Below are 17934 nucleotides of genomic sequence, written 5' to 3' on the forward strand. Positions count from 1 at the left end.
TGCCTACAATCGCCGAATGCTAGACATCCTTCAACTCCGCAAAGACCTGGACGCCGTCGTCGCGCGCCTGGAAACCCGCAAGAACCCCCAGCCCTACCTCGACGTGGCCGCCTACCAGGCGCTGGAAACCGAGCGCAAGGCGCTGCAGACCCGCACCGAAGCCTTGCAGGCGCAGCGCAACAGCCTCTCCAAGCAGATCGGCATGCTCAAGGGCAAGGGGCAGCACGCAGAGGCCGATGCGGTGATGGCCCAGGTGGGCGAGATGAAGGCAGAGCTGGAAGCCTCGGCCGCGCGGCTGGACGTGATCCAGGGCGAGCTGCAGAACCTGCTGCTGGCGGTGCCCAACCTGCCGCACGAAAGCGTGCCGGTGGGCGCGGGTGAAGAGGGCAACGTGGTGGTGCGCAGCTGGGGCACGCCGAAGACCTTCGACTTCCCGGTTCGCGACCACGTGGACATCGGCGAGAAGCTCGGCCTGGACTTCGACACCGGTACCAAGCTCGCCGGCTCGCGCTTCACCTTCATGCGCGGGCCGATTGCACGCCTGCACCGCGCGCTGGCCCAGTTCATGCTGGACACGCAGACCCAGCAGCACGGCTACACCGAGTGCTACACGCCCTACATCGTCAACGGCGAGACGCTGCGCGGCACCGGCCAGTTGCCCAAGTTCGAAGGCGACTTGTTCGCTGTGAAAAAGGGCGGGCAGGAGGGGGAAGAGATGCCCGACACCCAGGCGCTGTACCTGATCCCGACCAGCGAAGTGACTCTGACCAACGTGGTGCGTGACACCGTGCTGGCCGAATCGGACCTGCCGATCAAGATGACGGCGCATACCCCGTGCTTCCGCTCCGAAGCCGGCAGCGCCGGCCGCGACACGCGCGGCATGATCCGCCAGCACCAGTTCGACAAGGTCGAGATGGTGCAAATCGTGCACCCGGAAAAGAGCTACGAGGCGCTGGAAGAGATGACCGGCCACGCCGAAGCCATCCTGCGGGCGCTGGGCCTGCCCTACCGGGTGATGAGCCTGTGCACCGGCGACATGGGCTTTGGCGCTAGCAAGACCTACGACCTGGAGGTCTGGGTGCCGGCACAGGGCACCTACCGCGAGATCAGCTCGGTCTCCAACTGCGAAGCCTTCCAGGCCCGCCGCCTGCAGGCGCGTTTCAAGAACGCCCAGGGCAAGAACGAACTGGTGCACACCCTCAACGGCTCTGGCGTGGCGGTGGGCCGGGCGCTGGTGGCGGTGCTGGAAAACTTCCAGAACGCCGACGGCAGCGTGACCGTGCCCGAGGTGCTGCGCCCCTACATGGGTGGTGCCGAACGCATCGGCGGCTGACCCTGGCCCTCAGTTCAGGCGAAATCCCTTCGCCTGCATGCAGTGGCGGACCAGTTCCTCGGCCTGGTCGCCCTTGATCTTGGCCAGACCGGTCTGGAACTTGCACTCCGACTCGACGTTGGCGGTGTCGAAGGCGCTCACGCCTTCCTTCTGCCATTGCCGCTTGGTGGATGAACACGCCGCCAGGGCGATGAGGGCGGCGATGGCGAGCGGCAAACGGTACACGGGGCCTCCGGGGCGGACATTCGGGCAACAAGGGAGAGCGCGCATTGTGCCCGCGGTGCTCCGGCCGGCCGCCATTTCCCGCCCCAAAAAACGGGATCAAGCGTGAATAAACAACGCCGGATCGACCGCGGTCCGGTTGAGCAGCACGCTCCAGTGCAGATGAGGGCCGGTGACGCGGCCGGTGGCGCCCACCGCGCCCAGTGGCTGGCCGGCCGCCAGCACATCGCCCACCCGCACATCGGCGCGGCTGAGGTGGCACAGCATGGACAGCAGCCCGCCTCCGTGGTCCAGCCAGACGGTCTGGCCGTTGAAGAAGTAGTCGCCCGTGTCGATCACCCGTGCCGCCAGCGGCGCGATCACCGGCGTGCCGGTCGCGGCCGCGATGTCCATGCCGCTGTGGGGCTGGCGTGCCTGCCCGTTGAACACGCGCCGCAGCCCGAAGGAACTGGAGCGGCGTCCGTCCACCGGCGCCTGCATGCGCAGGTCGAGCGGCAGCGGTTCGGTGAAGCGGGTGATGACGGCCTGCTGATGGAGTCGTTCGCGTTCGTGCCGGGCCAGGTCCTCGGGCGAGAGTTCGACCGTGCGCGGGGCCACCGTCAGGCGCTGCTCGGCGTAGGCCTTGGCGCCGATGCGGTAGGGCAGGGCGCGCCGGCCGCCGCCGTCTATCTTGATCTCGATCTGGGCTTCCCCGGGCGCGGCAGCCAGCGGGATGCCGACCAGCGCGGTCCAGCCGGTCGGGCTGCCCACCACCAGCAAGGGAGCCTCGCCGGCCCAGGCCTGGGGCCGGTCGGCCGAGGGGCCGAGCGACAGCCGGGCCACGCCGCCGGGTACGGCCGATGCCTGGGGCCAGTCGGTGGGCTGTGGGGGCGTGGTGTTCGCCCAGGTGGTCGGGCACACGCCGAGGCCCATCGCAGCCAGGGCGCCGAGCACCTCGCGGCGGGCGCGCATGGGCTGCGTCATGCGGGCGTCCAGGCGCCACCGGCCTGTGCTGAGCGGATCACCGCGTCGACGAAGCGCATGCCCATCCAGCCGTCGTGCGCGTTCGGAAAATGCAGGGCCAGCGGGTCGGGGCTCTGGCCGGCGCGCCGTGCCGCGATGGCCTCGGCCGCGTCCGAGTAGAGGTTGGCAAAGGCCTCGGGGAAGCCCTCGGGGTGGCCGGCGGCCACGCGGGTGCCGCGCAGCGCCAGCGGCAGGGCGCCCGGGCCGCGCGGCGTCAGGCGCTGGGCGGGCGCGTCCAGCGGCTTGAAGTCCAGCACCTGCGGGTGTTCCTGCTGCCATTCAATCGTGCCGCGCGAGCCGCTGACGCGGATGCGCAGGCCGTTCTCGACGCCCGCCGCCGCCTGAGTGACCCAGAAGCTGCCGCGTGCGCCGCCCGCCATGCGCAGCAGCACGCCGGCAAAGTCATGCGCCTCGCGCTCGGGCACCACGCAGCCGAGTTCCGCCGCGACCTCGCCGACCTCCAGCCCGCTGATGAAGCGCAGCAGCTGGTGGGCGTGGGTGCCGATGTCGCCCATGACCAGCGAAGGCCCGCCGCGCGCCGGGTCGGCCTTCCAGGCCACGCGGCCGGGGCCAGGTTTGGCGCGCCCGCCCTGCACGTACTCCACCTGCACGAGACGGATGTCGCCGAGCTGGCCGTCGGCCACCATGGCGCGCGCCTGGCGCACCATGGGGTAACCGCTGTAGTTGTGCGTCAGGCAGAACACGCGGCCGCTGGCCTGGACCTTCTCCCACAGCGTCTGTGCCTCGGCCAGGGTGTTGGTCATGGGCTTGTCGCAGATGACGTCGAAACCGTGGTCCAGCGCCGCCATCGCAGCAGGAAAGTGGCCGTCGTTGGGCGTCATGATGGCGACCGCGTCGATGCCGTCGGGGCGTTGCGATTCGGCCGCCAGCAGGGTGGCCAGGTCGGGGTGGCAGCGGTCCGGGGCCAGTCCCATTGCCAGGCCGGCGGCCACCGAGCGTTGCGGGTCCGACGAAAGCACGCCGGCCACGATGTCGTAGCGGTCGTCCAGGCGCGCCGCCATGCGGTGGATGGGGCCGATGAAGGAGCCCGGGCCGCCGCCGATGACAGCGAGGCGAAGGCGGCGCCCGAGCAGGGCGATGACGGGGTTGAGGTCGTTCATCGGACGGTGATGGTGATGCGGTCGCTCATCACGACCGGGTGGTGGGGAATGTGGTTCTGGTCGCCCAGCACCAACTGCAGCGTGTGCTGGCCCGGCTTGAGGTCGAGCGACACCTCGGTCTGGCCGGCGCCGAAATGCCGGAAGTTGTCGTTGGCCGGCAGCGGCGCGTTGGCGTCCCACTCGTTCACGTTCACCAGCAGGTGGTGGTGACCGGTGCCGGCCTTCTCGACGCCAGCCGGCGCCACGCCCATGCCGCTGAGGCCGAACACGACCTTGACCGGGCTGCTCACGGTGGCTCCGTCGGCCAGGTTGACGAAGTACAGCCGGGCCGTCGCTGGTGCCTCCACCTTTTTGTAGCCGCTGGCGAGCACCGGCGTGCTGGCCGTGACTTTGGCCGGTGTGGTGGCGCTGGCATTGGCATTGGGGTTCATGGCGCCGTGCTTGCCGCCGTGGTGGGCGTGCATGGAATGGCTGCAGGCAGACAGTGCCAGAACGGCGGCTGCGGCACCTGCGAGGGCGAGTCGGGAAGTCATGGGCATGGGGTTCTCCTCAGGGTTGAAGATGGCCGAGCATACGCAGTTGGCCACCGAGCCCGCGGGCTTTACCTGCGGATACAAGGACAGCAGGGTTTCTGTACCGGCCCGCTCCGGCGCCTGCGTGGTTTGCGTCGCCTGCGCGACGCAAACCGGTGTGCAGGGCTCAGGGAAAACGCTGAGGACTCTGGCACTTGCCCGTGCAGCGGCGTACAACGGCGTGCACAAATTCACAAAAAGACCTCCCGGTGCCCTGGGCGGTCAAACATCAGGAGACTCCCATGACGCCCTTTCACGCCCGCTTGATCACAGCGGTCCTGTCGCTTGCGCTGATGCCCGTGGTCGCGGTGGCGCAGTCCGTGTCGGTGCGCGACGACGACACAGCCAGTCCGTTCCCGAGCAACCGCCACACGGTGGTCGACTTCGGCAACGCGACCTTCCGCCGCGTCAACCTGCCCCGGCCCGACTGCGCGGTGCGGGTGAGCGACTGCCAGGACATCGACATCATCAACACGCTCGACGGCTTCTCGACACAGCCGCGCATCACGGTGCCGTTCACCGGCGACATCGACGTGGGATCGGTCAGCAGCGAGACGGTGTTCCTCTACAACCTCGGCGACACGCAGAACCTGCGCGGCTTTGGCCAGAAGGTGGGCATCAACCAGGTGCTGTGGGACCCGGCCACGCGCACGCTGGTGTTCGAACCCGACGAGTTGCTGGCCGAGCGTTCGCGCTATGTGCTGGTGGTGACCAACGGGGTGCGCGACGCCAAGGGACGGCGCATCGTGTCCGGGGCCGCGCTGGGCGGCGGGCGCCACCGTGCGGAACACCACCGCGAGATGCGCGAAGGGGCGTCGGCGGTGCGCCTCGGTCGTGGGCTGGCGGTGGCGGCGGCCTCGGTCTTCACCACGCAGAGCGCCACCGGCGACCTGGTGAAGGTGATGCGCCGTATCAAGGCAACGAATCCGGCGCCGGTGGACTTCATGATCGGCAGCGCGGGCGGCGCACCGGTGCGCGCGGTGTTTCCGCTGGCCGGCGTGGCGGCGGTCGAGCTGCAGCGCCAGGTCGGCGCCGCCGCGGGGGCGCTGGCGCCACAGGCCGTGCCGCTGTCGGCGCTCTACGTCGTGCCCGGCGCCGTCGGTCAGATCGCCTACGGCCGCTACCAGTCGCCCAACTACCTGGCCACGGGCCAGTACATACCCGCGACCCCGACGTTGTCGGGCCGACCCCAGCCGCAGGGCACAAACGAGCTGGTGTTTCAGCTCTTCCTGCCGGCCGGTGCCAAACCCACGGCGGGATGGCCGGTGGCGATTTTCGGCCATGGCTTCACCGACAGCATGTTCGGCGCACCGTGGACGGTGGCTTCGGTGCTGGCCTCGCGCGGCATTGCCACGTTGTCGATCAACGTGGTGGGCCACGGCGGCGGCGCGGCCGGTGTGCTGAACCTGACCACGGCGGGTGGTGCGGTGGCGGTGCCAGCTGGCGGCCGTGGGTTCGACCAGGACGGCAACGGCACCATCGACAGCACCGAGGGGTCCAGTGCCGCGCCGCCGCGCTCCGCGATTTCCAGCCGCGACGGCCTGCGCCAGACCGCCATCGACCTGATGCAGCTGGTGCGCCAGGTGGAGGCGGGTATCGATGTCGAAGGCGATGGCAGCACCGACCTCGACGCGCAGCGCATCTACTACGCCGGCCAGTCCTTCGGCGGCATTTACGGCACCATCCTGCTGGGCGTGGAGCCGTCCATCCAGGCGGGCGTGCCCAATGTGCCGGGTGGCTCCATCGCCGAAGTCGCCCGGTTGGGCGCGTTTCGCGGCCTGACCGGCCTGGCGCTGGCCACGCGGGTGCCGCAGCTGCTCAACCTGCCGCCGTCGGCCAGCCTGCCGGTGCCGTTCAACTTCTTCGAGAACATGCCGCTGCGCGATCTGCCGCCGGTGGTCAACCAGGTGCCTGGCGCGATGGAGATCGCGCAGGTGATCGACCGCTGGGAGTGGGTGCAGCAGGCAGGCAACCCGGTGTCCTACGCGCACCTGATCCGCCAGCAGCCGCTGCCGGGCAGCGCGGCCAAGCCGGTGATCCTGCAGATGGCCAAGGGGGACCAGACCGTGCCCAACCCGACCTCGACCGCCATCGTGCGCGCTGGTGGCCTGCAGGCGCAGACCACCTACTTCCGCAACGACCTGGCCGTCGCCGCGAACCCGGCGGTGCCGAAGAACCCGCACACCTTCCTGACCGGGCTGGCAAGCCCGGCGGGACCGACCATCGCGGTGCTGGCGCAGACGCAGATCGCGGAGTTCTTCCGCAGCGGGGGCAGTGTGGTGATCGACCCCGATGGGCCCGGCCCGCTGTTCGAGATGCCGCTGGTGCCGCCGCTGCCCGAGGGGCTGAACTTCCTGCCCTGAGCCTGGGTTGGAACGTCGTCAGAGCGTCTGGCGGTAGCGCTCCAGCATCTGTTCCAGCGTTTCCGCGGCGACTTCTTCGCCGCGGAATTCGCGGATCTGGTCGCGCATCATCTCGGCCATGCTGGGCAATGCGGAGCGCTCCACTTGGCGCTCCGCGTCCCAGAGCTTCGAGCGCATCAGCGCCTTGGCGCAGTGCAGGTAACAGGCCTGCACCGCGACCCGGATCGCCAGCTTGGGGCTTCGGCCGGGCTCGGCACACAGCGCGAGGTCGGTGGCGTCGGTGCTGAGCACGGCGCGGCCGTTCACGCGCAGGGTTTCGTCCACACCCGGGATCAGGAACAGCAGACCGACCGGTGCGCCGGCCTCGCCGCCGCGCACGATGTTCTCCAGCGTGTCCAGCCGGTTGTTGCCCGGCGCGTCGGGAATCAGCAGGGTGTGGGCGTCCGGCACGTGCACGAAGCCCGGTGCGCCGCCGCGCGGCGAGGTGTCCATGCCGTGCGGGTCATCGCCGCTGCCGATCACCACGAAGGGCGAAAGACCGATGAAGCGGCGAGCGTGCGCGTCGAGCTGCGGGATCTCTTTCTTGGACGAGCGCTCGCGCACCGGGTCGTAGAGCGCGCGCAGGGCGTCGAGGGAGGTCAGGACGTTCATCGCGGGGAGCATACATTTGACGGATGCCCTTTGCCACCCCGGAACCCGCCGTCCCTTCCGTTCTCCACGCGGTCGCGCGCCAGCGCGCCCAGCGCCTGGCGGCCTCCAGCAAACCCTATGTCGCGCGCGGCGCCGGCCTGGTGCGCTGCAGCGGCTGCCGCCTGCCCGCGACCCATTGCATCTGCGGCCTGCGGCCGGTGGTGCCATCGAACGCGGGATTCTGCCTGCTGCTGGGCGACATCGAGGCGCTCAAGCCCACCAACACCGGATGGCTGATCGCCGACGTGGTGCCCGACACCTGGGCCTTCGGCTGGTCGCGCACCGAGGTCGATCCGGCGCTGCTGGCCCTGCTGGCCGATCCGCAGTGGCGGCCGCACGTCGTGTTCCCCACCGAGTACGCCGCACCCTCGCGCGCGGTGACGACTCCGGTGGTGGACGACGGGCGCCGGCCGCTGTTCGTGCTGCTGGATGGCACCTGGTCCGAGGCGCGCAAGATGTTCCGCAAGAGCCCCTGGCTGGACAGCGCGCCGGTGCTGGGGCTGCAGCCGGCGCATGCCTCGCGCTACCAGCTGCGGCGCTCGGCACAGGAACACCACTTCTGCACCGCCGAGGTGGCCGCCCTGTGCCTGGACCTAGCGGGAGATGCCGTCGCCGCCGACGCGCTGGACGCCTGGTTCGGCCTGTTCAGCGAGCGCTACCTGAGCGCGCGGGGACACCAGCCGCTGTCGGTGGACAGCGAGGCAGAACAGCGCGTGCGCGCGTTGGGCCACATCACTCGTCCGGCGCAAAGATCCGCAGACGCACCGTGAACTGCCCGTAGCAGTTGTTGCTGGCGGCCGAGGCGAAGGCGATGTCGTCGGGTTCGATGACCAGGCGCATCACCACATCGCTACCCCCGGTCACCGAGCGGCGGAACTCCTCGGTCACATTGACCATCTGGGGCTCCCGCATCGGCACCCAGAAGCGGTGCGTGCCGGTGTCGGCCAGCTCGGTGGTGGTGATCCACGGCCCGCCGTAGTTGGTCGGGCCGGGCACATAGGGTGTGCGGGGGTAGCTGCTGACCCGGAAGCGGCAGCTCTCGCGTGTGGTGCCTGAGTAGCTGCCGGTGGAGCCGGTGGACAAGGGCCGCGCTTCGATGACGCGGATCGGCACCGTTGGCGCGAAGCTGCTGATTTCCAGCAAGGCGTTCACCGTGTTGAGCGCAGCCCCTGCGGGCACGGTGCCCCGGAACATCATCACCCCCTGCGAGCGGTAGGCCATCAGCCGGTTGCAGGGGAAGGGCTGGGCGCCGGGGAAGTAATCGGAACGGAAGCCCGCCATCACGGTGGCTTCGGTGTAGCGGACCGTGCTGGTGATGGGCACGATCGGGTGCGTGTTGAGTCCGCACACCGCCAGGTCGTTGCGGTACTCGTGGTGCTGCGAGGTGGACGAGTGCGCCACCAAAGGGGCTTCGGATTCCCGGCAGCCCGCCAGCGCGAGGCCGGCGAGCAACAGGGACAGGCAGCGGGCAAGGGGTGTCATGGGGTGTCCTCCTGAGAGCGGGCGTCGGACTGGCCCGACCGCTGCATTCTGGGAACGGGCGCGGCACCCCGCATCGCCCATCCGGAGGATGGCGTCAGCCCGGGATTTCGGGCTCCACCAGCTGGGCCAGCAGCGCCAGCGTTTCCTGCCAGCCGAGGTAGCACATCTCGACCGGGATGGCCTCTGGGATGCCTTCCTGCACGGCGGTCAATTCGGTGCCGCAGGAGACGGCCTTGAGGCTGATGGTGGTGATCATCTGGCCGGTCAGGTTGGGGTCGTCGAAGAGGTCGGTGTTCACGATCTTTTCGTTCGGCACCAGCTCCAGGTACTTGCCGCCAAAGGCGTGCGTCTGGCCGTTGCTGAAGTTGGTGAACTGCATGCGGTAGACGCCACCGACGCGCGCGTCCATCTCCAGCACGCGGCCGGTGAAGCCGTGCGGCGGCAGGAACTTGGCCATGGCGTCGGGGTCGAGGAAGGCGCGGTAGACGCGCTCGGGCGGTGCCTTGAGAATGCGGTGGAAGCGGACGGTGCCGGTGCTCATGGATTGCTCCTCGGTCGGGGTGTTGGCGGATGGCAAGGCCAGGTCAGGCCTTGGAATGACGACGAGACAGGGGCGCCGTTTTCGACAGCTGCCGACTCAGGTGCCGCAGAAGGTGCGGTAGCCCTGGGTCTGTTCGGGCGTGCCGGGCTGGGCAGCGCTGGCGTCTTCGCTGCGCTCGGTGTACGGGTCGGTGACGATGGCCAGCAGGCGCTCGAAAGGCCGCAGGTCGCCGGACTCGCTGGCTGCGTCCAGCGCATTCTCGACCAGGTGGTTGCGCGGGATGAACAGCGGGTTGGTGGCGTCCATGCGGGCGGCCACTTCATGCGCCGGTTCGCCTTGCGCCGTCAAGCGCTGCTGCCAGCGCCCCAGCCACTCGCCGGCGGCGGCTTGCGAGTCGCCCCAGAGCGCCAGCCAGTCCTGCGGCGCCCCGCGCAACACGGCCGACAGTCGGCGGAAACCGAGCGTGAAGTCGACGCGGTGCTCGTGCATGAGCCGCAGCAGGTTGTTGACCAGGGCTCGGTCGGCCTCGTCGTTGGCGGGTTCGCCCCGCAGGCCCAGCTTGAGGCGGTGCAGGTTGAGCCAGTGCCGGTCGAAGCGCTCGCCGAAGCCGTCCAGCACCCGGGTGGCGGCGGCCACCGCCTGCCCGTCGTCGGTGTTGAACAGCGGCAGCAGGGTTTCGGCCAGCCGCGCGAGGTTCCACTGCGCGATGCCGGGCTGGTTGCCGAAGGCGTAGCGGCCGTGGGTATCGATGGAGCTGAACACGGTCTCGGGGTCGTAGGCCTCCAGGAAGGCGCAGGGCCCGTAGTCGATGGTCTCGCCCGAGATGGTCATGTTGTCGGTGTTCATCACGCCGTGGATGAAGCCGATCGACATCCACTGCGCGACTAGGCGGGCCTGGCGCTGCACCACGGCCTCGTAGAACGCGAGGTACCGGTCTTCACGACCGACCAGCACCGGGTCGTGGCGCCCGATGGCGTGTTCGGCGAGCTGCCGCACACGTTCGGTGTCGTTGCGCGCAGCGAAGAACTGGAAGCTGCCGACGCGGATGTGGCTGGCCGCGACGCGTGTGAGGATCGCGCCGGGCAGGGGACGTTCGCGGCGGATGGTTTCGCCGGTGGCCACCGCCGCCAGCGAACGCGTGGTCGGGATGCCCAGCGCGTGCATGGCCTCGCTGATCAGCACCTCGCGCAACACCGGGCCCACGGCCGCCTTGCCGTCGCCGCCGCGCGAGAACGGCGTGCGGCCCGAACCCTTGAAGGCGATGTCGCGGCGCTGTCCCTGGCAGTCGATCACTTCGCCCAGCAGCAGCGCGCGTCCGTCGCCCAGCTGCGGCGAGAAACCGCCGAACTGGTGACCGGCGTAGGCCTGTGCAATCGGTGTGGCGCCCTCGGGCACGCGGTTGCCGGCGAACACCGCCAAGCCATCGTCCGAGGCCAAGGCCTCGGCGTCGAGCCCGAGTTCCTCGGCCAACGGCCGGTTCAGGTACAGCCAGCGCGGCGCCGGCACCGTCGCTGGCTGCCAGGCCACGGACATGCCCTCCATCAGCGCGTAGCTGTTGTCGAAGGTGAACAGCGGCGCGCTCATCTGCGGGCGCCCGATTTCAGGCCAACGCCTTGACCACGGCATCGCCCATCTGGACAGTGCCGACCTTGGTCGTGCCTTCGCTCCAGATGTCGCCGGTGCGCAGGCCCTGGGCCAGCACCTTCTGCACCGCGGCTTCGATGCGCTGGGCGGCTTCTTCCTGGTTGAGCGAGAAGCGCAGCATCATCGCGGCCGACAGGATGGTCGCCAGCGGGTTGGCGATGCCCTTGCCGGCGATGTCGGGTGCGCTGCCGTGGCTGGGCTCGTACAGGCCCTGGTTCTTCGCGTTGAGCGAGGCCGAGGGCAGCATGCCGATCGAGCCCGTGAGCATCGAGGCCTCGTCGGACAGGATGTCGCCGAACATGTTGCCGGTGACCACCACGTCGAAGGCCTTGGGCGCCTTGACCAACTGCATCGCGGCGTTGTCGACGTACATGTGCTGCAGCTCGACGTCGGGGTACTGGGCGTGCACCTCGATCATGGTGTCCTTCCAGAACTGGAAGGTCTCCAGCACGTTGGCCTTGTCGACCGAGGTCACCTTCTTGTTGCGCTTGCGCGCGGCCTGGAAGGCTACGTGGGCGATGCGCTCGATCTCCGGCTTGGAATAGCGCATGGTGTCGAAGGCTTCAGGCGCGCCTTTGAACTCGCCGTCCGGGGCTTCGCGGCGGCCACGGGGCTGGCCGAAATAGATGTCGCCGGTCAGCTCACGGATGATCAGGATGTCCAGACCGGCGATCAGCTCGGGCTTGAGGCTGGAGGCACCGACCAGCTGCTCGTAGCAGATGGCGGGGCGGAAGTTGGCGAACAGGCCGAGGTTCTTGCGCAGGCCCAGGATGGCCTGCTCGGGGCGCAGCGGGCGGTCCAGCTTGTCGTACTTCCAGTCGCCGACGGCGCCGAACAGGATGGCGTCCGCTTCCTTGGCGAGCTTGAGCGTGGACTCGGGCAGCGGGTGGCCGTGCGCGTCGTAGGCGGCGCCACCGACCAGGGCCGATTCCATCTCGAACTTCAGGTCGAGCGCGTCGAGGACCTTGACCGCTTCGGCGACGATTTCGGTGCCGATGCCGTCACCGGGGAGAACTGCGATTTTCATTGTGTCTTGCTGTTGAAGTGGATTACATGGTGTGCGCGAGCCAGGGCTTGGTCGCCAGACGCTCTTTCTCGAACGCCTCGATCTTGTCCTTGTGGCGCAGCGTCAGGCCGATGTCGTCCAGGCCGTTGATCAGGCAGTACTTGCGGAAGGCGTTGACCTCGAAGGGGATCTCCTCGCCCTGCGGCTTGACGATCACCTGGCGCTCCAGGTCGATGGTCAGCTGGTAGCCGGGAAAGGCGAACACCTCGTTGAACAACTGGTCCACCTGCGCTTCGCTCAGCACGATGGGCAGCAGGCCATTCTTGAAGCAGTTGTTGAAGAAGATGTCGGCGTAACTGGGCGCGATGATGGCGCGGAAGCCGTACTGGTCGATGGCCCAGGGCGCATGCTCACGGCTGGAGCCGCAGCCGAAGTTGCGGCGCGTGAGCAGCACCGAAGCACCCTTGTACCGCGGCTGGTTGAGTACGAAGTCGGGGTTGGGCTTGCGCGCGCTCTCGGGCACGCCGGGTTCGCCCGGCTGGTCGAGGTAGCGCCACTCGTCGAACAGGTTGGGACCGAAGCCGGTCTTGCGGATCGACTTGAGGAACTGCTTGGGAATGATCGCGTCGGTGTCGACGTTCTCGCGGTCCATGGGGGCCACGAGGCCCTGGTGAATGGTGAATGTCTGCATGGTGTGGGTGTTCAGTTGGTCGCGCCCTTGACGGCTTCGCCGGCTTTCTCCAGTCCGGACCCGACCGCCTGGCCGGCGGCCTTGCCGCCTTCGACGGCCTTGTCCTTGATCTCGATGGCCTTGTCGACCACCACGTCCTTGACCTCCACAGCCTTGTCCTTGACGACATGGGCGTCCTGCTTGACGCCTTGCACGGTGTTGGAGCTGCAGGCGGCCAGGGACATCAGGGCGGCGGTGGCGAGCAGGGTCTTGAACGGGGACATGAGGGACTCCTTGGGAAAACGCTCGGGAATGACGTTCAGGCGATGGTGCGGATGTCGACGAAATGGCCGTGGATGGCGGCGGCGGCGGCCATCGCAGGCGAGACCAGGTGGGTGCGGCCACCGGCGCCCTGGCGGCCTTCGAAGTTGCGGTTGCTGGTGCTGGCGCAGCGCTCGCCCGGCTCCAGCCGGTCGGCGTTCATCGCCAGGCACATCGAGCAGCCGGGCTCGCGCCATTCGAAGCCCGCGGCCTTGAAGATCTCGTGCAGGCCCTCGCGCTCGGCCTGTTCCTTCACCAGGCCCGAGCCCGGCACGACCATCGCCAGCTTGATGTTCTTGGCGACCTTCTGACCCAGCTTCTTCACGACCGCGGCGGCCTCGCGCATGTCTTCGATGCGGCTGTTGGTGCAGGATCCGATGAAGACCTTGTCGACAAAGATGTCGGACAGCGGCTTGCCGGGTTCGAGCGCCATGTAGGTCAGCGCGCGCTCCATCGCACCGCGCTTGCTGGCGTCCTTTTCCTTCTCGGGGTCGGGCACGCGGGCGTCCACGCCCAGCACCATCTCGGGCGAGGTGCCCCAGGTGACCTGCGGCAGGATCTGCGCGGCGTCGAGTTCGACGACGGCATCGAAGTGCGCACCGTCGTCAGAGTGCAGCGTCTTCCAGTAGGCGACGGCCTGGTCCCATTCCACGCCGGTGGGCGCCAGCGGGCGACCCTTGACGTACTCGATGGTCTTCTCGTCCACGGCGACAAGGCCAGCGCGCGCGCCGCCTTCGATGGCCATGTTGCAGACCGTCATGCGGCCTTCCATGGACAGCGAGCGGATGGCGCTGCCGGCGAACTCGATGGTGTAGCCGGTGCCGCCGGCGGTGCCGATCTTGCCGATGATGGCGAGCACGATGTCCTTGGCGGTCACGCCCTTGGCCAACTGGCCCTCGACCTTGACCAGCATGTTCTTGGCCTTCTTGGCCAGCAGGGTCTGCGTCGCCATCACGTGCTCGACCTCGGAGGTGCCGATGCCGTGCGCCAATGCGCCGAAGGCGCCATGGGTGGACGTATGGGAATCGCCGCAGACCACGGTCATGCCGGGCAGGGTGGCGCCGTTCTCCGGGCCGATGACGTGCACGATGCCCTGTCGCTTGGACATGAAGGGAAAGAACGCCGCGGCGCCGAACTCCTTGATGTTGCTGTCCAGCGTGGTGATCTGTTCCTTGCTGATCGGGTCGGTGATGCCGTCGTAGCCGCGTTCCCAGCCGGTGGTGGGCGTGTTGTGGTCGGCGGTCGCGACCACCGAGCTCACACGCCAGACCTTGCGGCCGGCCTGGCGCAGGCCCTCGAAGGCCTGCGGGCTGGTCACTTCGTGCACCAGGTGTCGGTCGATGTAGAGGACGGACGTGCCGTCTTCCTCGGTGTGGACGACGTGTTCGTCCCAGATCTTGTCGTAGAGCGTGCGGGCCATGGGGTGTGGTTCTCCTGTGGGGCTTGAAATTCTAGGTCGGGGTGGCGGGCGCGGCGGCCTGTGTGGACAGGTGGTCCACCAGCAGCCGGGCGCTGACGGGCAGGCTGGAAAAGTCGCGGGCCACCAGGTCGATGTGGCGCGTGGCCCAGTCGTCGGTCAGCTCAACGGCTTGCAGATCGCCGGTGCCCTGTGTGATTTCGAAGGCGCGGCGCGGCATCAGGCCGACACCCAGGCCGTTGTGGATCATGCGACACATGGCGTCCAGGCCCGAGACGCGGATGCGCAGCCGGATGTTGCGGCCGCTGGCGGTGGCGGCGGCGTGCATGGCGCGGTAGATGGAACTGTTGGCGTGCAGGCCGACGTGGTCCCAGTCGAGGCTGTCGGCAAAGGCCATGGCCGTGTGTCCGGCCAGCGGATGGCGGGCCGGCACGATCAGCACCAGCCGGTCCTGCCGGTAGGGTAGGGTCTGCAGGCCCTGGGCTTGTTCGTCGCCGACATGGCAGATGCCCAGGTCGGCGGCGCCTTCCTGCACCGCGCGCAGCACCTCCGTCGAGAGGTGTTCCTCGAGGTCGATCTTGATCGCGTCGTGCGCACGGATGAAGCCGCCCAGGTCTTCGGGCAGGAACTGCACCGTGGCCGAGATGTTCGCGTGCACCCTCACATGACCGCGCACGCCGTCGGCGTATTCCGAGAGCTCGCCCTGCATCTTGTCGAGGCTGAACAGCACCGAGCGGGCGTGGTGCAGCAGGCTCTGGCCGGCCGGAGTGGGGGTGACGCCCCGCGCGTGGCGCATCAGCAGTGGCGTGCCGACCGTGGTTTCCAGATCCGACAGGCGCTTGCTGACCGCGGATGGGGCCATGAACTCGGTCTCGGCCGCCTTGCCGATGCTGCCGCGCTCACACACCGCCACGAACAGCTGCAGCGTGGTCAGGTCGAGTCGGCGGGTGAAGGCGCGGTCGGGAGCGTTCATTCGAAAGTCATCGCGTATCAAGATGACTTTTGGTATTTTCCCCTTGTTTGACGGGTAAGTGGCATCGTGATTGGAGATGCCAGGCACCGCAAAAACAAAACCCGCTGCACCTGGGGTGAGCGGGTTGAGGGAAGGCCTTGGTCAGTACACACCGCGGAACCGGCTTTGCCGGGCCGCTGGTGTGGTCCCCCTTTCAAAGGGGAAGCCGCAAAGCGGCGCAGGGGGTTACTTCTTGAACCCTGCCGGCACGTCGCGACGGGCCGAGCCGGTGAACAGCTGGCGCGGACGGCCGATCTTGTACTCGGGGTCGGCCAGCATCTCGTTGAGCTGGGCGATCCAGCCGACGGTGCGGGCCAGCGCGAAGATACCCGTGAACAGGCTGACCGGGATGCCGATCGCACGCTGCACGATGCCGGAGTAGAAGTCGACGTTCGGGTAGAGCTTGCGCTGCACGAAGTAGTCGTCTTCCAGCGCGATCTTTTCCAGTTCCTTGGCCAGCTTGAACAGCGGGTCGTTTTCCAGGCCCAGCTCGGCCAGCACCTCGTTGCAGGTCTCCTGCATCAGCTTGGCGCGCGGGTCGTAGTTCTTGTACACGCGGTGACCGAAGCCCATCAGCTTGACGCCGCTGTTCTTGTCCTTGACCTTCTCCATGAACTCGCCGACCTTGGCGACGCCGCCCTGGCGCTGGATGTCTTCCAGCATGTTCAGGCAGGCCTCGTTGGCGCCGCCGTGGGCGGGGCCCCAGAGGCAGGCCACACCGGCCGCGATGGCGGCGAACGGGTTGGTGCCCGACGAGCCGCACAGGCGGACCGTGGAGGTGGAGGCGTTCTGCTCGTGGTCGGCGTGCAGGATGAAGATGCGGTCCAGGGCGCGTTCGAGCACCGGGCTGACCTTGTACTCCTCGCAGGGCGTGCCGAACATCATGCGCAGGAAGTTGCCGGCATAGCTCAGGTTGTTCTGCGGGTACATGTAGGGCTGGCCGACGCCGTACTTGTAGGCCATGGCCACCAGCGTGGGCATCTTGGCGATCAGGCGGATCGCCGCGATCTCGCGGTGCTTCGGGTTGTTGATGTCGGTGCTGTCGTGATAGAAGGCCGAGAGTGCGCCCACCAGGCCGGTCAGCACGGCCATCGGGTGCGCGTCGCGACGGAAACCGCGCAGGAAGAACTGCATCTGCTCGTTGACCATGGTGTGGTTGGTCACGAGCTTGTGGAAGTCGCCGCGTTCCGTTTCGTTCGGCAGTTCGCCGTTGAGCAGCAGGAAGCAGGTGTCGAGGTAGTCGGCCTGGGTGGCCAGCTGTTCGATCGGGTAGCCGCGGTACAGCAGCTCACCTTTGTCGCCATCGATGTAGGTGATGGCCGACTGGCAGGACGCCGTGGACAGGAAGCCGGGGTCGTAGGTGAACATGCCGGTCTGTGCGTACAGCTTGCGGATGTCGATCACGTCCGGACCGATGCTGCCGCCGTACACCGGCATCTCGACGCTGGGGCTGCCGTTGGAGAACGACAGGGTGGCTTTGTTGTCTACGAGTTTCATGCGGTTTCCTGGTAGAGGTTAATCGGGTCGTCGGGCAGCGCGCAGCATGCCCAGCACCTGAGTGACGTCGTTGCTGGCCTGATCGCCCTCGGGCTTCTTGCGGCCGAGCAACAGATCAAGCAGGTCGTTGTCGGAGAGGTCCATTAGAACCCCCAGAGCTTCGGCCTGCCTGACAGTCAAGCCAGTTTCGTGCCTGGCAAAGAACTGCTCGATGAACAGGTCGTTCTCGAGCAGTCCACGGCGGCAGCGCCAGCGCAGCTTGCTCAATGCCGGGGCATCGAGCTCGGCGTCACCGGGGCTGGCATTCATGGTCATAAAAGGCGGGGTCAGACGGCGCGGCGCACCATCAGTTCCTTGATCTTGCCAATCGCCTTCGTCGGGTTCAGGCTCTTGGGGCAGACATCCACACAGTTCATGATCGTGTGGCAGCGGAACAGGCGGTACGGATCTTCCAGGTTGTCCAGACGCTCGCTGGTGGCCTGGTCGCGGCTGTCGGCGATGAAACGGTAGGCCTGGAGCAGACCGGCGGGGCCGACGAATTTGTCGGGGTTCCACCAGAAGCTGGGGCAGCTGGTCGAGCAGCTGGCGCACAGGATGCACTCGTACAGGCCGTTGAGCTCTTCGCGCTCTTCGGGGCTCTGCAGGCGCTCGCGCTCGGGGGCCGGCGTCTCATTGATCAGGTAGGGCTTGATCGAGTGGTACTGCTTGAAGAACAGCGTCATGTCCACGATCAGGTCGCGCACCACCGGCAGGCCGGGCAGCGGCTTGAGCACGATGTCGCCCTTGAGCGTGTTCAGGTTGGTCAGGCAGGCCAGGCCATTCTTGCCGTTGATGTTCATGGCGTCCGAACCGCACACGCCTTCGCGGCAGGAGCGGCGGAACGACAGCGTGGGGTCGACGGCCTTGAGCTTGACCAGGGCGTCGAGCAGCATGCGCTCGGTGCCGTCGAGCTCGACCTGGATGGTCTGCATGTACGGCTTGGCGTCCTTGTCCGGGTCGTAGCGGTAGATCTTGAAAGTGCGTTGTGCCATTTTTCAGTGT

Annotated in this window: 19 protein-coding genes; 3 read left to right on the top strand and 16 right to left on the bottom strand. The window is 67.9% G+C overall.

Annotated features, from left to right (window positions below):
• Positions 1-16: 16 nt before the first annotated feature.
• Positions 17-1333: a serine--tRNA ligase gene (gene serS, locus ACFOPI_RS04395; RefSeq protein WP_382171327.1), complete on the top strand. Its 1317-nt coding sequence runs from the start codon at positions 17-19 to the stop codon at positions 1331-1333.
• A gap of 9 nt (positions 1334-1342) precedes the next feature.
• Here the strand turns inward: serS and ACFOPI_RS04400 are convergent, their stop codons facing one another.
• From ACFOPI_RS04400 to ACFOPI_RS04415, 4 genes are all read right to left on the bottom strand, one after another.
• Positions 1343-1558, bottom strand: coding sequence for a hypothetical protein (locus ACFOPI_RS04400; protein ID WP_382171330.1), 216 nt, complete (start codon positions 1556-1558; stop codon positions 1343-1345).
• 96 nt (positions 1559-1654) lie between these two features.
• Positions 1655-2518, bottom strand: a complete 864-nt coding sequence (locus tag ACFOPI_RS04405; RefSeq protein WP_382171333.1) for a peptidoglycan DD-metalloendopeptidase family protein — start codon at positions 2516-2518, stop codon at positions 1655-1657.
• The gene (locus ACFOPI_RS04410) at positions 2515-3678 is read right to left on the bottom strand and encodes a Gfo/Idh/MocA family protein (protein WP_382171335.1); all 1164 of its coding nucleotides are present in this window, start codon (positions 3676-3678) and stop codon (positions 2515-2517) included. Before ACFOPI_RS04410 ends, ACFOPI_RS04405 begins: the two co-directional genes overlap by 4 nt.
• Positions 3675-4217: a DUF4399 domain-containing protein gene (locus ACFOPI_RS04415; protein WP_382171338.1), complete on the bottom strand. Its 543-nt coding sequence runs from the start codon at positions 4215-4217 to the stop codon at positions 3675-3677. Before ACFOPI_RS04415 ends, ACFOPI_RS04410 begins: the two co-directional genes overlap by 4 nt.
• 275 nt (positions 4218-4492) lie before the next feature.
• On the opposite strand from ACFOPI_RS04415, the gene ACFOPI_RS04420 reads away from it, so the two are divergent.
• Positions 4493-6613 (top strand): alpha/beta hydrolase family protein, encoded by a 2121-nt coding sequence (locus ACFOPI_RS04420; RefSeq protein ID WP_382171340.1) that lies wholly within the window; start codon positions 4493-4495, stop codon positions 6611-6613.
• An 18-nt stretch (positions 6614-6631) separates the two neighbouring features.
• On the opposite strand, the gene ACFOPI_RS04425 is transcribed toward ACFOPI_RS04420, so the two are convergent.
• Positions 6632-7264: an MSMEG_1061 family FMN-dependent PPOX-type flavoprotein gene (locus ACFOPI_RS04425; protein WP_382171343.1), complete on the bottom strand. Its 633-nt coding sequence runs from the start codon at positions 7262-7264 to the stop codon at positions 6632-6634.
• A 23-nt stretch (positions 7265-7287) separates the two neighbouring features.
• Here ACFOPI_RS04425 and ACFOPI_RS04430 point away from each other — a divergent pair, with 23 nt between their 5' ends.
• Positions 7288-8073, top strand: coding sequence for a tRNA-uridine aminocarboxypropyltransferase (locus tag ACFOPI_RS04430; RefSeq protein ID WP_382171346.1), 786 nt, complete (start codon positions 7288-7290; stop codon positions 8071-8073).
• Here the strand turns inward: ACFOPI_RS04430 and ACFOPI_RS04435 are convergent.
• From ACFOPI_RS04435 to ACFOPI_RS04485, 11 genes are all read right to left on the bottom strand, one after another.
• A complete protein-coding gene (locus ACFOPI_RS04435) occupies positions 8036-8785 on the bottom strand; it encodes a hypothetical protein (protein WP_382171349.1) in 750 nt (249 codons plus the stop codon). The two genes, ACFOPI_RS04430 and ACFOPI_RS04435, sit on opposite strands and share 38 nt — an antisense overlap.
• A 94-nt stretch (positions 8786-8879) precedes the next feature.
• Positions 8880-9326, bottom strand: coding sequence for an SRPBCC family protein (locus tag ACFOPI_RS04440; protein ID WP_382171352.1), 447 nt, complete (start codon positions 9324-9326; stop codon positions 8880-8882).
• Between the two features lie 96 nt (positions 9327-9422).
• Positions 9423-10910: a protein adenylyltransferase SelO gene (locus ACFOPI_RS04445; protein ID WP_382171354.1), complete on the bottom strand. Its 1488-nt coding sequence runs from the start codon at positions 10908-10910 to the stop codon at positions 9423-9425.
• A gap of 16 nt (positions 10911-10926) precedes the next feature.
• Complete coding sequence (leuB, locus tag ACFOPI_RS04450) at positions 10927-11997, bottom strand: 3-isopropylmalate dehydrogenase (RefSeq protein ID WP_382171357.1); 1071 nt, start codon at positions 11995-11997, stop codon at positions 10927-10929.
• 22 nt (positions 11998-12019) lie between these two features.
• Positions 12020-12667 carry a 3-isopropylmalate dehydratase small subunit gene (gene leuD / locus ACFOPI_RS04455; RefSeq protein ID WP_066149735.1) on the bottom strand — a complete coding sequence of 216 codons (648 nt, stop codon included), beginning with the start codon at positions 12665-12667 and terminating at the stop codon, positions 12020-12022.
• Between the two features lie 11 nt (positions 12668-12678).
• A complete protein-coding gene (locus ACFOPI_RS04460; protein ID WP_382171360.1) occupies positions 12679-12930 on the bottom strand; it encodes a hypothetical protein in 252 nt (83 codons plus the stop codon).
• Between the two features lie 35 nt (positions 12931-12965).
• Positions 12966-14387 (bottom strand): 3-isopropylmalate dehydratase large subunit, encoded by a 1422-nt coding sequence (gene leuC, locus ACFOPI_RS04465; protein ID WP_382171363.1) that lies wholly within the window; start codon positions 14385-14387, stop codon positions 12966-12968.
• 31 nt (positions 14388-14418) lie between these two features.
• On the bottom strand, positions 14419-15357 hold the full coding sequence (locus ACFOPI_RS04470) for a LysR family transcriptional regulator (RefSeq protein ID WP_382171366.1): 939 nt from the start codon (positions 15355-15357) through the stop codon (positions 14419-14421).
• 225 nt (positions 15358-15582) lie between these two features.
• Complete coding sequence (locus ACFOPI_RS04475) at positions 15583-16893, bottom strand: citrate synthase (protein WP_382171369.1); 1311 nt, start codon at positions 16891-16893, stop codon at positions 15583-15585.
• A gap of 18 nt (positions 16894-16911) precedes the next feature.
• Positions 16912-17202, bottom strand: a complete 291-nt coding sequence (locus tag ACFOPI_RS04480; protein ID WP_382171371.1) for an FAD assembly factor SdhE — start codon at positions 17200-17202, stop codon at positions 16912-16914.
• Between the two features lie 17 nt (positions 17203-17219).
• Complete coding sequence (locus ACFOPI_RS04485; protein WP_066255086.1) at positions 17220-17924, bottom strand: succinate dehydrogenase iron-sulfur subunit; 705 nt, start codon at positions 17922-17924, stop codon at positions 17220-17222.
• Between the last annotated feature and the right edge of the window lie 10 nt (positions 17925-17934).

Origin of the sequence: Hydrogenophaga luteola (assembly GCF_042648585.1) — a bacterium.
GTDB lineage: Bacteria > Pseudomonadota > Gammaproteobacteria > Burkholderiales > Burkholderiaceae_C > Hydrogenophaga > Hydrogenophaga luteola.

What these genes read in the sequence shown, in the direction of transcription:
- serS (WP_382171327.1), top strand. Translation starts at nt 17, where the DNA reads ATGCTAGACATCCTTCAACTCCGCAAAGACCTGGACGCCGTCGTCGCG.
- ACFOPI_RS04405 (WP_382171333.1), bottom strand. Translation starts at nt 2,518, where the DNA reads ATGACGCAGCCCATGCGCGCCCGCCGCGAGGTGCTCGGCGCCCTGGCT.
- ACFOPI_RS04410 (WP_382171335.1), bottom strand. Translation starts at nt 3,678, where the DNA reads ATGAACGACCTCAACCCCGTCATCGCCCTGCTCGGGCGCCGCCTTCGC.
- ACFOPI_RS04415 (WP_382171338.1), bottom strand. Translation starts at nt 4,217, where the DNA reads ATGCCCATGACTTCCCGACTCGCCCTCGCAGGTGCCGCAGCCGCCGTT.
- ACFOPI_RS04420 (WP_382171340.1), top strand. Translation starts at nt 4,493, where the DNA reads ATGACGCCCTTTCACGCCCGCTTGATCACAGCGGTCCTGTCGCTTGCG.
- ACFOPI_RS04425 (WP_382171343.1), bottom strand. Translation starts at nt 7,264, where the DNA reads ATGAACGTCCTGACCTCCCTCGACGCCCTGCGCGCGCTCTACGACCCG.
- ACFOPI_RS04430 (WP_382171346.1), top strand. Translation starts at nt 7,288, where the DNA reads ATGCCCTTTGCCACCCCGGAACCCGCCGTCCCTTCCGTTCTCCACGCG.
- ACFOPI_RS04435 (WP_382171349.1), bottom strand. Translation starts at nt 8,785, where the DNA reads ATGACACCCCTTGCCCGCTGCCTGTCCCTGTTGCTCGCCGGCCTCGCG.
- ACFOPI_RS04440 (WP_382171352.1), bottom strand. Translation starts at nt 9,326, where the DNA reads ATGAGCACCGGCACCGTCCGCTTCCACCGCATTCTCAAGGCACCGCCC.
- ACFOPI_RS04445 (WP_382171354.1), bottom strand. Translation starts at nt 10,910, where the DNA reads ATGAGCGCGCCGCTGTTCACCTTCGACAACAGCTACGCGCTGATGGAG.
- leuB (WP_382171357.1), bottom strand. Translation starts at nt 11,997, where the DNA reads ATGAAAATCGCAGTTCTCCCCGGTGACGGCATCGGCACCGAAATCGTC.
- leuD (WP_066149735.1), bottom strand. Translation starts at nt 12,667, where the DNA reads ATGCAGACATTCACCATTCACCAGGGCCTCGTGGCCCCCATGGACCGC.
- ACFOPI_RS04460 (WP_382171360.1), bottom strand. Translation starts at nt 12,930, where the DNA reads ATGTCCCCGTTCAAGACCCTGCTCGCCACCGCCGCCCTGATGTCCCTG.
- leuC (WP_382171363.1), bottom strand. Translation starts at nt 14,387, where the DNA reads ATGGCCCGCACGCTCTACGACAAGATCTGGGACGAACACGTCGTCCAC.
- ACFOPI_RS04470 (WP_382171366.1), bottom strand. Translation starts at nt 15,357, where the DNA reads ATGAACGCTCCCGACCGCGCCTTCACCCGCCGACTCGACCTGACCACG.
- ACFOPI_RS04475 (WP_382171369.1), bottom strand. Translation starts at nt 16,893, where the DNA reads ATGAAACTCGTAGACAACAAAGCCACCCTGTCGTTCTCCAACGGCAGC.
- ACFOPI_RS04480 (WP_382171371.1), bottom strand. Translation starts at nt 17,202, where the DNA reads ATGAATGCCAGCCCCGGTGACGCCGAGCTCGATGCCCCGGCATTGAGC.
- ACFOPI_RS04485 (WP_066255086.1), bottom strand. Translation starts at nt 17,924, where the DNA reads ATGGCACAACGCACTTTCAAGATCTACCGCTACGACCCGGACAAGGAC.